A 15,828-nucleotide genomic window follows, 5' to 3' on the forward strand; every position below is an offset into this window, starting at 1 on the left:
AAAGCCTCAATTCGTAATCAAAAATCAATATAATTCGAGCCACTATCACATTTACATGACAACAGCTAATGATTACCATTAATTAAGCTACATTCCACTTGAAAAAACAGATTTAAACGAGCTTCATCAATAAGTACATGCCTACAAATTATTACAAAGCGCCTAAGGCCAACCTGGAAAGTAAAACCACTCCTTCGCCCAAAACTATATCCTTCCTTATTGCCCTTAAAGCTACTGCGCTAACCTGTGTCGTATTGCCAACTATTATTGCGGTTTTTTCCTTGCCAGGTACTTCCGGAATTCAGATTCTTAGTGGCACAGTCCCCATGCTGACATTCTATCTGATGACCACCCTGATATCTTTAATCGCCACCCTAACCTACGGGAAGCTTATTGAGCACTTCCTGTTAAAGATGCAGAGATACAACCGAGTTTCTATGATGTTGGGTGGTGCTCTTCCAAGCATTCTCCTTTGCTGTGCAGGAATAGCAACAACAGAATCAGGTTTCTTCGGTCTCGCATTTATTATCGCTTTATACTCAATTCCCATTGCCTTTTTATGCCATTATTTTGTTGAAAAATCTGGCAAAGATGTAAAGAGCGCTTAAAGGAACCTGCCTCTTCCCCCCTCCCTCAGACGAAGAATTAAGAGCCTCCGATCACCTTTGGGAATTTCTTCTCAGAATATTGATAGTTAATTCCCAGGGAAAACACCCGGCCCATAATCAAAAATCGGAGGGTCATCCTATAACGTCATCCAATATCATTTTAACGATAGTGCTTTGGATGTCAGTGGTAGCTTTGGGTGAAAATAATTCAAGTAATTACCCAGGGATTTGAGAGCCGTCTTTGCCTAACCAGCTATTCAGCAGAGTCCCAAATCGACAAACAGGCAGTAATCCGCTTGATAGAACTTAATATGTTGATTTGTAAGGAAATAGATATGAAAACTTACGCCTCCATTGCTGCGGCAGTCGCTATAGCCATCAGTGGGCACGCTGCCGCCAATACTACCATTGTCAATCAAAATGGCGTCGGGAATTCAGCCCTGTCCAACCAGGTTGACCCATCCACGTCAGGTAACTTTGCGATATTCACACAAATCGGTGACAACAACTCATCGACCACATCTCAGGTAGTCAACACTACGAATAGTGTTATTAACAGCACTCAACTTGGCGACAACAACACTGTTTCATCGATTGATCAAAGCGACGCTACTACATCAACTGTTACCGTACTGCAAAATGGCCAAACCAATTTGTTTAATGCGCTTCAAATTAGCACTACTTCAAGCACTTCAACAACGACACAAACTGGCACCTCCAATCAATATACCACCGTACAAACTAACTCATCTTTGGATAACACCGTAATCACCCAGAATGGTGACTCCAACATGGGTTCCATGGTTCAGTCATCCTCCTCTGGGAATGGGCTTTTTATTACCCAGCTTGGAACAACTAATACCGCAGGAGCAGCTCAATCAACTGAGACTTCCGGCACCATCACGGTACTTCAAGATGGCACATCAAATATGTCGGGAAGTACACAATCTCTCGGAACAGGGAATACTCAAAGTACAACCCAGGTGGGAACGAGTAACACCTCATTAGTTCTTCAATTTACCAGTGTCGGAGATTCTGCTGAATTAATACAGGAAGGTGATTCAAACGATGCAGATATTGAACAAGATTTAGGCGCGGGCAATAGTCTCTACGCTGAACAACTAGGCACCACCAATACGGTCATGACCTTTCAAACTGGTGCGGGTAACGATGGTGAAATCCTCCAGGATGGATTAAGTAACTCAGCAGATCTATCACAGGATGGCGACTTGCTCGTAGCCTATATAGAACAAATCCAGACTTCGAATACTGCAACAATTACCCAAACATCAACCAACAATAATGCCAGTACTATGCAGATGGGTTTCGCCAACACCCATGACACCACCCAGGCAACAAGTGGAAACTCAGCAACTGCTACCCAGCTAGGTACCAGTAATACAGGTACCATCTTGCAGTAATTTATCGGCCGGCTCCTGTGAAACTCAATCTGGAGCCGGCCATACCTAATGATATAGTGACATTTAATTTGCTATAGTAAATCTTTCAACAATTAAAGCTTCCAAGCTTTACCCTCCCCTATTTTAAATGCATAAAAGAAATGACTAACGTCATTAGTCACTTCTTTTTTATGCAAGACAAACTGCAATACAGGCCTGCAACTACCTCTTTAGGGATTTCTTCTCAGTAGATTGATAGTTAAATCCCAAGGAAAATACTGCTCACCTGACCGAAAATCGTTAGGTCATCCTACATCATTACCCAATATCATTTTAACGATAGTATCTTGGGTGTGAGCAGTAACTTTGGATGGGAATAATTCAAGTAATTACCCAGGGATTTGAGAGCCGTCTTTGCCTAACCAGATGTTCCGCAGAGTCCCAAATCGACAAACAGGCGGTAATCCGCTTGATAAAGATTAATATGTTGATTTGTAAGGAAGTAGATATGAAAGCTTACACCTATATTGCTTCGGCACTTGCTTTAGCAATCAGCGCGCATGCTGTCGCCAATACCACGATTGTCAATCAAAATGGCACCGGAAATACAGCAACAGCCAACCAAGCTGACCCCACCACGTCGGGCAACTTCGCGATATTCACTCAAACCGGCGACAACAATTCATCAACCACATCACAGATAACCAACTCTACAAATAGTGTTATCAACAGTACCCAAATTGGCGACAACAATACCGTTTCGACGATTGAGCAAGATAATGCGACCACATCGACAATTACTGTACTCCAAAGTGGTCAAACTAATTTATTCGATGCCACTCAAACCAATACCACATCGGTAACTTCGACAACCACACAAATTGGCACTTCCAACCAATTCACCACAACACAACTCAATTCCTCCCTCGATACTGCCACAATCACCCAGAATGGTGATTCAAACACCGGCTCTATTATTCAATCAAACTCTTCGGGGAATGGACTTGTTGTCATCCAACTGGGAACGACTAATGACGTAGGCGGTACCCAGTCAAGTGAAACTTCTAGCACCGCCACCATATTTCAGGATGGAACATCAAATATGGCTACCTTTTTTCAGGTCGCCAACGGATCGGGGAATATTCAGAGCACAATCCAGTTAGGGACAGGTAATACCTCACTCATAACACAATTTACATCTACCGGTGGTACTGCTGAGCTAATACAGGATGGCGATTCAAACGATGCTGATCTTGGGCAGCAGGACGGCCTCGGTAATAACCTTTTTGCCGAACAACTGGGTACAACCAATATGGTTTTTGCCATTCAATTTGGTGACAGTAACGATGCTGAGATCGAACAGGATGGCTTAAGCAATTCCTCTACGCTATTCCAGCTTGGAGATTTACTGGTTGCCGATGTGGAACAGATTGGAGATTCCAATACGGTTACGATTAACCAATCAATGACAATGAATACCGCCAACATTATGCAAATGGGCACAACAAACACCCATGATACCACCCAGGCAACATCTGGGAACTCTGCAACCGCTACGCAAGTGGGAACCAGTAACACCGGCACAATCTTGCAGTAGTCCACAGGCCGGCCTCCAGAAACACGAGCGAGGCCGGCCATTTTGTTTGATCTATCGAGGCCTGTATCTCAAGAGAAAGACTCCCGCCACCCTATTTAATAGCCGTCAAAATATTACATACTTATACGGCTCAAGCATAAATCCACTCATAGAGTTAAAGTTGTATTTCAAGATTCAACTCTAAGGCCAGGGATACTTACCAGTACCCTCTTTCTCAAACTGCTCCAACTTCTCTTTAGCCTGAGGTAAAAGGTCATAGATTGGCGGATTATTGGATATAAAACCGATCTTGAATTGTGGGGGATACTTAATGAGTTCTTTCATATAGTCTCCCGCCGATGTCATCACTGGTACAAGCATTGGCAAATGACGCACACCGATACTGACATCTTCCTGAGGATTGGAATAAAGGTTAAATAATATTGCCCCGCCACTCTCAACAAAAATGGGACCACTGAACCCGCCCCAGTTTCCCCTCTGTACGACACCATTTTCGATTTCTGCCGTCCATACATATTTGAACTCATCAATACGCATGGCAGAAAAATACTGATTCATCGTATAGGGCCGACTACGGCGTGCAGACTGGCCATTATCCGCCAACAGCATTCCCGTTTGATCGATACCATCGATATATCGATCTTCACTAACAAAACTTGCCACCTCCCTACCGGGCTTGCCCGCTATTGAAATTGCTGTGTTAAAGAGATCAGCCAGATCAAACAACCCTTCAGTTCGGCGCGGCTCTATCATCCCCTTCCAATAGGCAAATGTCGGCACTCTTACTCCACCCTCCCAGCTCGTACCTTTACAACCCCGGAAAGGGGTTCGGCCATAAGGGGGAACCTCGCACTCGGGGCCATTATCCGAGGTGAAGAAAATCAGAGTGTTATCCAGCTGGTTTGTTTCCTGCAAAGCACTAAATAGCTGTGCAAGTACATAATCCATATGTACCATACAGTCGCTATATACTGTACGAGCTCGCGATTTCCCTGCCCACGTATCAGATGGATAATTATCAAAGTGGCAACCTCGGGGGGCGTGATACAAAAAGAATGGCTTTTCAGAGCTTTTCATTTGCCTAATGAAATTTACACTGTAATCCATCCACTGGTCATCGAGCACCTTGATAGTGTCCAGGTCAATCAGATGGAGATCTTCACACCGTTCCGTGTCCTGCGGCGTGCAATGAACCTCACTATGACTAAATGGCTCCTTCTGCATCATGGCAAAGCGCTCTGGAGACAGCGCCACTTCTGGATTGAAATAAACGTCCCGCCATTCCGTATACATATCTGATACACCGAGAAACCCTCGGTAATCGTCATAACCAACATTCTGCGGTAGTGAGCCCTTATTCTCTCCCATATGCCATTTACCGACCCCCTGGGTCACGTAGCCTAACTTTTTGAGTACCGCCGGCATAGTTACCGCTCCGTCCAAGCCACCAGCCTCACCGTACATAGGGGGGCGTAGGATTCCATGGTGTAGCGGATTTTGGCCGGTATGAATAGTAGCCCGTGTTGGCGAGCATGAAGGTGTTGAATAGGCAGAGGTTAAAATAAGCCCCTCATTCGCCAATTTATCCATGGTGGGTGTGGCATTGCCGACAGCAATTCCTCCTCCGTTAAAACCAACATCCATCCAGCCCACATCATCAAGTAAGAAAATCAATATGTTAGGCTTTTTGCCAAACTTCTCCTCCAGAAGAGCCAGCTTCTGTCTAGCTTGCTTTTCCTCTTGCGGATGCTGGATTACGGGATACATATTGTCAGCCAGCTTTACAGGCTTTAAATGCAGAAATTGATCCGGATGGCTGTATCCTGGTGCAGAAGTTGGCCCCGTGGTACTTCCCCGTAAATTCTCTGCCAGAGCAATGGGGCCTGACACCATCAAGATTACAGCAAGAGATACAACAAGAGAATTATCAGCCAAGAACCGCAACCAAGACAATTTCATATCCGAGATCCATTTCGTATAAATTTACTATTAGCAATCTCTAAGAACTCAGCCCTTCCTGAGCCGCCAATATTAAACGGCTAACAACCCATACGAGTTAACATCGCTAATACTTGTTGAAGGATAGCCCCGACCACTCGCCTTATCCCTTGCAGTCAACATTTAGAGAGAATGAAAATAGGAAACACGCTCCTAAATACCGATAAGAAACCGTATTGCCTAAGAGGAATCTAAGCAGCGCGTCAATTACCTTCTCTGGGGCTCCTGAAAGAAGAAAATTGCAATCAAGAACCCTATAAGGACAATAAATCCATCTACCAGTAGTGCCCGGTTCACACCGGTGGCAATATCCGGCGCTGACGCCAATATGGCTGAATTGATCCCCAAACCCACAGCACCACCTAAAAAACGGAACATATAGACAACAGCACCAGATAAACTGGATTTACAGGCCTCCACAGAGGTAATTGCAGCGGTCACAGCGGCAGGGCTAAATATACCCAAGCCACTACCAATCAATAACATACCCGGTACAAAGACTGGGTAGACAATATGATTACCGTGAACCGAAAGCATGAAAAGCCCCAGACTCATCGCCAGGGCGCCTGAACAGAGCAGTAATTTGGGGCCAAACCGCTCATGAATTGCTCCAGATACAAATGCAAAAACGCCAGAAGAGACCATAGCTGGCAACAAAGCCAATCCGGCCTGAAATGCAGAATAATGATGCACGCTAATAAAAAGCAAAGGGATATAGACAAGGGTTGCAAAGAAGGCGATAGCGACAAAAAACACACTAACTCCTGATGCCATAAACACACGATTTCTCACCAAGCCCTCTGGAATAAGAGCATCATCTTCCATTCTAGCTTCAACAAAAGCAAAAGTTATCGCAGCCAATAAAGATATTGCCAGAAGACAGAAAACCAAGAGTCGAGAAATACCGGTCTGAGTCATTAAGTCAAGAGCCAACAAAAACAGGAAAAGGGATACGGAGAGAGTTAACACGCCCAAGTAATCAATTCGTTCGTCTTTTTTTTCAAACTGCTCTGACGGGTACTTCAATACGTAAAAAACGACCACAAAGATAGCAATGGGGATATTTATAAATAAAATCCAGCGCCAGCTCAAAAAATCTGACAACATCCCACCTATAACAGGGCCGCAAGCTGTAGCCACGCCTAGCGCAGCCAAAATAAATCCCCCAACAAATCCAGCGCGATCTGATGGCAACAATGTGTAAGCCATCCCCAGCATTGCCGACCAGGCCAATGCACCCCCTAGTCCCATCAATGCTCTGGCGATTAACAGCATCTTAACTTCATTGGCAAGACCTCCCAGGAGAGATGAGAAAGAAAAGATAAAAATACCTATCAAAAAAATCTTTTCACGCCCGTAGATATCCGCGAAACGCCCACTGGTCACAATAATGACTCCATACGCCAGGGCATAGGCATTCACTACCCAATGCACAAATGATATGCGGACAGAAAAGTCTTTGGCGATAGCGGGGAGAGCTGGTGAAAAGGCGGTGAAATCGCTGGCGATCAAAAATACTGATAAAAAGAGAACAAACAGTCCCCAATATTGACTCGAAGAGATAGCCCTTATGCTCATCATTTATACTATACAGTTTCCGAATTAACATAGGAGAATATCTTCTCGACACACAGGCGCAATAGATCCGCCTCCCCATATAATTCTAACCTTAAACAAAGAAATATGTGTAAATTGATTTGGCTTCACTTTTTAACAAGTTAATCTACAGGTTAGTTATTGACAAAAAGTAACGATTTAAGTATGCATGGACAACACGTCTTATTGTCATTTGAGAGGCCAACAAACAACAGATAATACAGATTCATTTGGACATGTTTAACACCTGCCGTCTGTGACCGTCTATATATTTTTATATACACATCAAATCTAGCTAAATACTCGAAATGGAAACATCAAAGAAAACTGGGATATTTTTGTTATATCGCAACTTACAAATATCGAGCTACAGAAAGCAATAAAATGAAAAAATATGCAAAACTGCCAATGCGAATATGAATCGATGTTCGAGCCACCAAAATATTAAAACCATATCCTTATCAAAGATTGGTGATATTTCGAGCCTACATGGTTGGGACACACTCACCATATAGACTCCTGCGAAATTTAGGCTAAAGTACTCTTCGATAACAACGAGCTGTTAACCTGTTAATCGTTACCCAAATTAAACATCGCTTTAACTTTTTTTGGTAGTCGTCAAAATATCACAAACCTACATTTCTTTAGGGGTATTAAACCATTAGTTAACAGCAGATTATTTATGACGAGGATTGTTTAGAATCAAATAGAGACCTCAAGTTGTCTCGCCACTCGACTATGTAAAATACTGAGATTAGAGCCCCACGGTGCAACTGCTGACAAGTATTAGAGTGACAAGCGACCTCGAAACGCTCACCGTGTAAAACTTCGAAACTACCAATCTTGAATGAAAAAATTAGCGACGGATTTTTAATCGCTTAAAATTTAAAGATGGACAGCTTGCCAAACTACCTGAATATCGATTCACCTTATTGAATATGTGTCCATAATAGGAGATGACACAATTCTTTACTCATTTTCAATGTCGTTTACAAGACGTCCTGAAACACACCCTAATTTATGTAGAAAGGAATCTATCAAATGTTCAAACGAGCTTCCTGTTTGGTTTTAACAGCCCTTTTATTCAGTATCACCAATTTGGTGGTAGCACAGCCAAATAACCTAGAAGAGAATAAAAAACTCGCAATGCAAGCTGTGGGGTTATGGCTAAGCGGCAATAAGATAGATCCCATGACAATTTTATCTCCTAACTATATAAACAACCTGGATTCTGCAACGACGGATAGCGCAGGCCCACAAAAGCGTAACCTCAAACAATTTGAAGAAGAGGTGGCTATGTTTCACAAAGCTTTCAAAGACATCAAGGCGGTCAGTACCAAGCAAGTAGCTGAAGGAGATTTAGTCGCAACCCATGTTACTGTCAGTGCTAATCATGTCGGCTCGTTTATGGGGGAAACTCCAACCAAAAAAACAATCACCTGGGATGCCGTAGAATTCTCCAAGATTCAAGACGGAAAAATAGTCGAAGCTTGGGTCACTTGGGATAAATATGGATTCCTAAAGCAGCTTGGTGCACTGAAGTAGTCAATTGCGGAGCAATACTATCCTTGACAGCAAGTCAGGATACATTCCCGAATACGGCATTCATGCTGCTCTGAACCCAAACAATCAAGATCGTCGATATTTTGGTCGGTGTCTTTTATGAGTTTAGAAACTCCATCTCGAGAACTTGGTCCCCAAGAAGCCTTGTTTATAGAGATGACAAGGCTCTCCTATGGTGGCTTACAATTTGTTTCTTTTATTAGAGTCTGCAAATCGTTAAGTGTTGACACTTTACGCACAGGATTAGAGTACCTACACAAACGCCACCCTCTTCTACGCGCTCGTATCCAAAGAGGGGAAAAACTTCGCTGGATTTGCGACGTTGACTTCAATGATATTCCATTAAATATATGCCAAGTTGGTGATACTCTCAATTTAGAGGATGAGTTTAGAGTTCACGGCATAAACTGCCTGGACAGTGAAAAATATGTATACAGCATAAAGCTCTACCTTAATAAAGAAGGTCTCGTAGAGTGGATTTCTGTCATCAATATTCATGCGGCATTTGATGGCAGGTCAGTAATGACTATATTTTCAGATTTAGACAAATTTCTGCGATCTAACGAAACACTTGAACAGGCCAAGTCACTACCACTACAAGAAAGCATTGCGAGCCAGCTAGAGTCAGCTGGATATTTTGGAGAAAAGGGAGTTGAACATAAGAACATTGACGATTTCATCTGGCCGGTAGAAAAGCAAGCCGCTCCCAATGAGCGCAAGTCATGTGCAATTTCATATCTTATGTCGCCAGAAAGAACTAAAAAACTCGCTAATTGGGGCAAGAGTAACGGCATAAAAATTACTGCAATCTACTGTGCCATTGCATCTATTGCTGCACGAGCAGTACCTATTGACAAAAAATTAACAGAAGTAATTTTATCGATGGATGCCAGAGGGCTATGCTCCCCGAACATTCCCATAGGGCATATTGGAGCCTTTTCCGAAACCGCTAGCTTGAAGCTCCCCCCAAATATAGAGTCTGCCAATGTTATTGATGTTGCCAAAATTCTACAAAAGCAAATCTTTTCGGTACTGCTCAAGCAGAGGCCTATGACAAAAAATCTCAGTTCAGACTATACGATGAGCGATATAACTCATATGGCTTCAGAGATAACAGCCCAACAGAAGTCCTTTCCAGCAGGGATTATTGTATCCAATGCAGGCAGCATACCTCTTTTAGCCGATGAAATGGAGTATTTTGAAATTCAAATGCCGATGATCACTCTAACTAACGGTATTAACCCATTAATGGCTGCTACCTTTACCACTTACCGTAATTCAGTCTTTGTTTTTGGGTATTGTGAACCATTGATTAGCAGATATAGTATTGATTTATTTGTTAATGAATATATGCGTATATTAAATGGCCTTATTTTGGAATAGCATTCCATACAAGCAAATACTTTAAGCAAACAACCCTAAAATGGAAACCCTGAAAGCATCCATTAAAAAATTAACTCTTATACAAATAAGCACCTCGCAAACTCGCTAAAAATCAACTTGTTTTTTTGAATTGCCAAGCAACTATTTATATTAGCAAAGCTACTTAACCTGGAAAATATTGCTCATCCCATAAGCTGAATAATTTTTTTGCATCATCTCTTCTGTGACTTTGTTGATTTTCCCAATGGTGGAATTTAATCCTGTACCATCAACAGTTGTTCTAAATGAATGTTAACCAGGCTGAACAATCAGAGACTGAATGCCAAATTGAGCCAACTCTACGCGGTAGTTTTCTGCGATTCCCTCTATCGCGTGCTTGGTAGCATTATATGAGCCAATAAAAGGTAATTCGAACCCTCCCCTAAACACTTGACTTGTGGATAACAGCTCCACTACTACGCTGTTTCATTTGCGGCAAGACCGTACGAATTAGTTGTTACAATCCAAACACATTAATTTCAAAAACCAAGATACATAATCTAGCCGCATTACTTCCGCTAGATATCATTGCACATGCTATATCAATAGAAAGGCGGGGTTTACCAGCGTTGGATTTCGAGACAAGTCACTGCCAACTATAATAATTACACTTTCTACTTAAGCTCCGCATAAACTCCTTACTATATTACTTATAGATTTTGATTTATCACCATTCAGTCTTTGAAGGTACAAAATAAAAGTTAATATACACTTGGGGGTTTGTCTTTAAAAAGGCAAAACCCATGAGGAGCGGATGGTTTTGGGTACAACATGGCAAGTAAGTTCAACGCCTCTTTCAAAAAGACTATTATTGCACTTGTGTATATTGCTGTTGGTTATGCTTTTTTCGCCTACGTTTATAACAATTTTTTTACGCAAACAACCACATTCCCTCGAGAGTCGGTCACGTATGATCTTACTCACAATACCGATTATCTCCAGCAAAAAGACACGATTAATATCCTCGTCGTAGCAGGCGGAGGAGTCAGAGGCTTAATTCCTCTACATGTATTGCAGTACATTGAAGATAAATTGGGAAAGCCCCTTGATCAGGTATTCGACGTTTTTTCAGGGGTTTCCACTGGAGCAATTATCGCAACAGGCGTCAATATTCCTGATGAAGCTATTCCCACCAGAAACGGGCAAAAGCTTTCCCATCTCGACTATCTGGTTGATATCTATGAGAACGAAGTAAATTACCTTTTCTCTCCTCCTTGGTATCACAAGTTCCTAACCGCAGGCGGTCTGTTTTCACCCTCTTATTTTGGCAGCCGATTACATGAGGTAATGGAAAAACATTATACTAAAGACCTTAATTTTACTGAACTTGAGAACTACGTAATCATTCCTTCTTTAAACTTAAAGGACGGACAGATACATCTTTTCAAGAACAAAGGTGAGACGGTTAATTATCTCCCCACCGATCGGCTTTATCAATTAATGACAGCCGCGGTAAGTGCTGAAACTGCTTTTCCACCTGTCGTATTCAATTATTCGGAAGATGAAGGTATCCAGCATTGCGAGCCTGAATTTGCAGAATCGGAAAACGAATCCCAATGTGTGTTTGCAGATGCAGCTATAGCTATGAACAACCCGGCCAGTATGATTCTTCGAGATGTTATCAACGAATTTCCCGATAAAAATTACTACATCCTGGTATTAGGTGCTGGCAGCCCTCGACTCCTTAGCTCAACAACAAACTACGACACATTGAAAAACTGGGGACAAATAAACTGGTTTCGAGATGCATTAACAAATATGCAGCGCTCAATGGATACACACCAGCTCCATACACTGGAAATTGCAAAGTCTTTATCTGAAGAAGGGAGGATAGAATACGACTATCTAAATATCGAAATTCGAGAGCCTTTTATCGGCATATTTGAGCATAAGAAGCTCCCAAAGTTAAAGGACTATTCGGACCAACTAATCAAAGACAATCAGGCCCAAATCGATCTAATTATCGACCATTTAAAAAGTGAGAGCATTAAAAATTCAAGTGATAAGTCTTGACAGGTGACTCTTAAATCAACATGGGGGAAACCTAGAAGGTTTCCAGGCATCTATGTGTTACCTCCTTGCCCTACCTGTATATTTACAAATGCCTGGTACTGACTTAAAAATACTTCGCCAGAGAGCTTTTGTAAAAAGCTACTTCTCTCCAAACGGTCCATCACCGGACCTTTAACTTCAGAAAGATGAAGTCGAACACCTCTATTAAGCAAGTTACTGTTTATACTTTCCAGTACTTCCAAGGCACTCCAATCAATTTCATTAACGGCACTACACATCAGGATAACATGCCTGACCTGGGAATTACCTCCTAGACGGCTATAAATACGCTCTTCCAATGTACTTATATTAGAGAACATCAGACGGCCATCTACTCTAAAAGTAAGAATCTCAGAAGCAGTTTTAACTGGGTGTCGATCTATATTGCGGAAATGCTCAGTGCCTTCGATTAATCCTACCTCTGCAATATGAGGCTTTGATGCGCGCCAAATGAATAATAGTAGCGATGCCCCCACTCCACAGAGCACGCCCGACTCAACGCCAAATAATAGAGTAACGAAGATTGTCACCGCTACAGCAAGAAAATCCGCCTTGGAAAATTGCCAAGTTTTACGCAAGATAGAAAAATCTACCAGTGAAAGTACTGCAACAATAATAGTGGCAGCGAGAGTAGCTTTCGGAAGAAAATATAGTGGTGACGTTAGAAAAAGAGCCGTGAATCCAATGACCATTGCGGTAAATAGGCTGGCAAACTGTGTTTGTGCTCCCGCGTCAGCATTTACAACTGAGCGTGAGAAGCCGCCACTTACCGGAAATCCGCCAGAAAAACCTGCCCCAACATTTGCAAATCCTAAAGCCACTAGCTCTTGGTTGGAATCAATTCTTTGTCTACGTTTTGTGGCTAAAGTCTTTGCTACGGATATCGATTCTACATAGCCGATGATAGCAATCATTAGCGCAGGTAACGCAAGTGACTCAAATAGGGAAAGCGACAGCTTTGGCAAGGTAAATTGAGGCAGCCCCGAAGGAACACTGCCAACAAGGGCTACTCCCCATGCTTCAAGGTTAAAAGTATATGAGAAGTACACGGTTATCAGCACTGCTACTGCGGGGGATGACTTAGACAGAAGATTAGCGGTATCAGCTGTAATTCCTAATCTTTGCAATAGTTTTGCCGCACAAGCTCTAGATAGGTATAGAAATAGCACCACCCCCAAACCGACTAACAAGGTCAACTGATTATAGCCACCCAAGTTTTCAAACAAGCCAGGCAACAGCTCTAATATTGTATCTCCATGAACCGATAGCCCCAGCAATTGGGTAACCTGATTAAGTGCAATTAATAATGCAGAGGCAGTTATAAAGCCAGAGATTACCGGGTGTGATAAAAAGTTAGCGAGAAAACCTAACTTTAATATACCTAATACGGTGAGAATTCCCCCGGACAAGAGCGCCAATATCGCTGCTGCAGTGAGGTAGTCTACCTCACCGCTCGCTGTTACCTTTCCAAGAGCAGCGGCGCTCATTAAGGAGATTACCGCTACAGGTCCTACGGATAGTGTTTGACTGCTGCCTAACAGGCCATAGACTAGCAGCGGAACAATACTCGCATAGAGGCCCACCTCAGGTGGCAATCCTGCAAGCAAAGCGTAAGCAAGGGACTGGGGAATAAGGAGCACGGTAACAATTGAAGCCGCCAGTAGGTCCTGGGTTAGCAGCTGCCGATTATAGGAGTGAATAGTTGCCAGAATGGGAAACCATCTGGTGAGATGCTGCATCGCCATGATCTGTTTTCCGCTCTGGCCTTACGGCCTGAGTTCTATCACCTTAAAAGAAGGGTTTGAATTGCAGCACCGAAAGTGCTGCATTTTAGAGCTAGGGTTCAATCGATATCAGCACTGCACCAATATCGAATCCTGCGGCCTGGGCCTGGGACTTGAGCTGCTTTTTATCTGCCCCCATCAGGACCTTAGCGCCGGCCCATACCTGGCTGGAACGATTACCCGTCCGGCAAAACGCGTGCACTTTGTCTCCTTCCTGTAAAACATCACGAAATGCCTCGCAGTGATTTCGCATCATACGTCCGCGAGTAAAAGGAATAGCCACAAATTTAATGCCCACCGCCAATGCGGCCTGCTCCATTTCCACGTAGGAGGGGTGAGTTTCACTCTCACCTTCCGGGCAATTGCATACTACAACTTGTACCCCACTCTGAGCCAATGGCACCATACTTTCACAGGCTATATGCTCAGAAACGCTCACCTGTTCATCTAATTGTTTAATATTCATTGTCACCTCAGTTCTATGCATTCAACTGAATAAATATATCGATCAATAATTTCGTCTAAAGCTGATTAAGCGGCACTTTCAAATAAACCGTACCATTCGATTCTGCCGGGGGCATTTGCCCCGCTCGAATATTCACCTGCACAGACGGTACTATCAGCCGCGGCACAGATAAAGTGGCATCGCGCTTGCGGCGCACCGCGACAAAATCTTCCTCGGCAACCCCATCGCGCAAATGAATATTCTCCCTGCGTTGCTCTCCCACGCTGGTCTCACACTGATAGCCCCGCTTACCTTTAGGCGGGTAGTCGTGACACATAAACATGCGGGTTTGGTCGGGAAGGGACAAGATCTTACGCACTGAGCGATACAGCTCTGACGCATCGCCGCCGGGGAAGTCACATCGCGCACTGCCAACATCCGGCATAAATAAGGTATCGCCAACAAAAAGCGCATCGCCGATTAGCCAGGCCATATCTGCGGGGGTGTGGCCGGGACTGTAAATCACTTTCGCTGTCAGCTTACCCACCTGGAAAGTCTCACCATCCTTAAAGAGATGATCAAACTGACTGCCATCTGCCAGGAACTCCCGCTCAAGGTTAAATACATCGCGGAAGATTTTCTGCACCTGGCAAATGTGTTCACCGATTCCGATACGTCCACCCAATTGCTGGCGTAAAAACGGTGCCGCTGATAAGTGGTCAGCATGGGCATGAGTCTCCAGTATCCACTCCAGAGTCAGGTCTTTCTCTTGAATAAATGACACCAGCTCCTCAGCACCTCGGCTACTGGTGCGACCCGAGGCTGAATCAAAATTCAGCACAGAGTCCACAATAGCGGCGGAACCCCCTTCCCTGTCGTACACCACATAGCTCCAGGTTTCTGTATCCCGATCCAGGAACGGCTGTACTCGGGCACAGTGTTCTTCATGAGCCATCTTCTGCTCTCCCGTATTCACTACACCAACAATATACAATGTGATATTATATAAAACAATATATTGTAATTGTGTAAATTGATTTAGTTCCTATGCCTGATACTGAACATCTCGATCTCAACAAAATGCGCGATTCCGCTGGCCAGGCGGCAGCGATGCTGCGCTCCCTGGCCAATCAGGACCGCTTGCTACTTCTATGTCAGCTCAGCCAGGAAGAGTTAAATGTAGGCGAATTGGAAGAGCGCCTGGGTATTCATCAACCAAGCCTGTCCCAACAACTGGGTGTCCTCCGACGCGAAGGCCTGGTCGAAACACGCCGCGAGGGAAAAAACGTCTTCTACCGGGTTGCAGACCCGCGAGTACTCGCCCTGCTGCAAACCCTTTACCAGCTCTACTGTGCGGAGTAAT

General features: G+C 43.6%; 12 protein-coding genes. 7 read left to right on the forward strand and 5 right to left on the reverse strand.

Going from position 1 to position 15,828, the window contains the following annotated elements; genetic code table 11:
* Nucleotides 1-137: 137 nt before the first annotated feature.
* From ACJJII_RS21445 to ACJJII_RS21455, 3 genes are all read left to right on the forward strand, one after another.
* Nucleotides 138-608 (forward strand): hypothetical protein, encoded by a 471-nt coding sequence (locus tag ACJJII_RS21445; protein ID WP_444917671.1) that lies wholly within the window; start codon nucleotides 138-140, stop codon nucleotides 606-608.
* A gap of 197 nt (nucleotides 609-805) precedes the next feature.
* The gene (locus tag ACJJII_RS21450) at nucleotides 806-2,029 is read left to right on the forward strand and encodes a hypothetical protein (protein WP_444897801.1); all 1,224 of its coding nucleotides are present in this window, start codon (nucleotides 806-808) and stop codon (nucleotides 2,027-2,029) included.
* 487 nt (nucleotides 2,030-2,516) lie between these two features.
* Nucleotides 2,517-3,605 (forward strand): hypothetical protein, encoded by a 1,089-nt coding sequence (locus ACJJII_RS21455; protein ID WP_444917672.1) that lies wholly within the window; start codon nucleotides 2,517-2,519, stop codon nucleotides 3,603-3,605.
* A gap of 180 nt (nucleotides 3,606-3,785) precedes the next feature.
* Here the strand turns inward: ACJJII_RS21455 and ACJJII_RS21460 are convergent, their stop codons facing one another.
* Nucleotides 3,786-5,564 carry a sulfatase-like hydrolase/transferase gene (locus tag ACJJII_RS21460; RefSeq protein WP_444917673.1) on the reverse strand — a complete coding sequence of 593 codons (1,779 nt, stop codon included), beginning with the start codon at nucleotides 5,562-5,564 and terminating at the stop codon, nucleotides 3,786-3,788.
* 246 nt (nucleotides 5,565-5,810) lie between these two features.
* Complete coding sequence (locus ACJJII_RS21465; RefSeq protein ID WP_444917674.1) at nucleotides 5,811-7,184, reverse strand: MFS transporter; 1,374 nt, start codon at nucleotides 7,182-7,184, stop codon at nucleotides 5,811-5,813.
* A gap of 1,056 nt (nucleotides 7,185-8,240) precedes the next feature.
* On the opposite strand from ACJJII_RS21465, the gene ACJJII_RS21470 reads away from it, so the two are divergent.
* The 3 genes from ACJJII_RS21470 to ACJJII_RS21480 all read left to right on the forward strand — a co-directional run bounded on the left by ACJJII_RS21470 (nucleotide 8,241) and on the right by ACJJII_RS21480 (nucleotide 12,197).
* On the forward strand, nucleotides 8,241-8,744 hold the full coding sequence (locus ACJJII_RS21470) for an ester cyclase (RefSeq protein ID WP_444917675.1): 504 nt from the start codon (nucleotides 8,241-8,243) through the stop codon (nucleotides 8,742-8,744).
* A gap of 117 nt (nucleotides 8,745-8,861) precedes the next feature.
* A complete protein-coding gene (locus ACJJII_RS21475) occupies nucleotides 8,862-10,145 on the forward strand; it encodes a phthiocerol/phthiodiolone dimycocerosyl transferase family protein (protein WP_444917676.1) in 1,284 nt (427 codons plus the stop codon).
* 810 nt (nucleotides 10,146-10,955) lie between these two features.
* Nucleotides 10,956-12,197: a patatin-like phospholipase family protein gene (locus ACJJII_RS21480; protein ID WP_444917677.1), complete on the forward strand. Its 1,242-nt coding sequence runs from the start codon at nucleotides 10,956-10,958 to the stop codon at nucleotides 12,195-12,197.
* Between the two features lie 50 nt (nucleotides 12,198-12,247).
* On the opposite strand, the gene ACJJII_RS21485 is transcribed toward ACJJII_RS21480, so the two are convergent.
* From ACJJII_RS21485 to ACJJII_RS21495, 3 genes are all read right to left on the reverse strand, one after another.
* Nucleotides 12,248-13,981 (reverse strand): SulP family inorganic anion transporter, encoded by a 1,734-nt coding sequence (locus tag ACJJII_RS21485; RefSeq protein ID WP_444917678.1) that lies wholly within the window; start codon nucleotides 13,979-13,981, stop codon nucleotides 12,248-12,250.
* Nucleotides 13,982-14,072: 91 nt separating this feature from the next.
* On the reverse strand, nucleotides 14,073-14,486 hold the full coding sequence (locus ACJJII_RS21490) for a protein tyrosine phosphatase family protein (protein WP_444917679.1): 414 nt from the start codon (nucleotides 14,484-14,486) through the stop codon (nucleotides 14,073-14,075).
* A 55-nt stretch (nucleotides 14,487-14,541) separates the two neighbouring features.
* Nucleotides 14,542-15,420, reverse strand: coding sequence for an MBL fold metallo-hydrolase (locus ACJJII_RS21495; protein WP_444897842.1), 879 nt, complete (start codon nucleotides 15,418-15,420; stop codon nucleotides 14,542-14,544).
* Between the two features lie 92 nt (nucleotides 15,421-15,512).
* Here ACJJII_RS21495 and ACJJII_RS21500 point away from each other — a divergent pair, with 92 nt between their 5' ends.
* Nucleotides 15,513-15,827, forward strand: coding sequence for an ArsR/SmtB family transcription factor (locus ACJJII_RS21500; protein ID WP_282932131.1), 315 nt, complete (start codon nucleotides 15,513-15,515; stop codon nucleotides 15,825-15,827).
* Nucleotide 15,828 lies beyond the last annotated feature (1 nt).

The organism is Microbulbifer maximicatervae (SeqCode), assembly GCF_052467825.1.

Coding starts and splice junctions, on each gene's coding strand:
- ACJJII_RS21455 (WP_444917672.1), top strand. CDS start 2,517: ATGAAAGCTTACACCTATATTGCTTCGGCACTTGCTTTAGCAATCAGC.
- ACJJII_RS21485 (WP_444917678.1), bottom strand. CDS start 13,981: ATGGCGATGCAGCATCTCACCAGATGGTTTCCCATTCTGGCAACTATT.
- ACJJII_RS21445 (WP_444917671.1), top strand. CDS start 138: ATGCCTACAAATTATTACAAAGCGCCTAAGGCCAACCTGGAAAGTAAA.
- ACJJII_RS21500 (WP_282932131.1), top strand. CDS start 15,513: ATGCCTGATACTGAACATCTCGATCTCAACAAAATGCGCGATTCCGCT.
- ACJJII_RS21465 (WP_444917674.1), bottom strand. CDS start 7,184: ATGATGAGCATAAGGGCTATCTCTTCGAGTCAATATTGGGGACTGTTT.
- ACJJII_RS21490 (WP_444917679.1), bottom strand. CDS start 14,486: ATGAATATTAAACAATTAGATGAACAGGTGAGCGTTTCTGAGCATATA.
- ACJJII_RS21480 (WP_444917677.1), top strand. CDS start 10,956: ATGGCAAGTAAGTTCAACGCCTCTTTCAAAAAGACTATTATTGCACTT.
- ACJJII_RS21470 (WP_444917675.1), top strand. CDS start 8,241: ATGTTCAAACGAGCTTCCTGTTTGGTTTTAACAGCCCTTTTATTCAGT.
- ACJJII_RS21460 (WP_444917673.1), bottom strand. CDS start 5,564: ATGAAATTGTCTTGGTTGCGGTTCTTGGCTGATAATTCTCTTGTTGTA.
- ACJJII_RS21495 (WP_444897842.1), bottom strand. CDS start 15,420: ATGGCTCATGAAGAACACTGTGCCCGAGTACAGCCGTTCCTGGATCGG.
- ACJJII_RS21475 (WP_444917676.1), top strand. CDS start 8,862: ATGAGTTTAGAAACTCCATCTCGAGAACTTGGTCCCCAAGAAGCCTTG.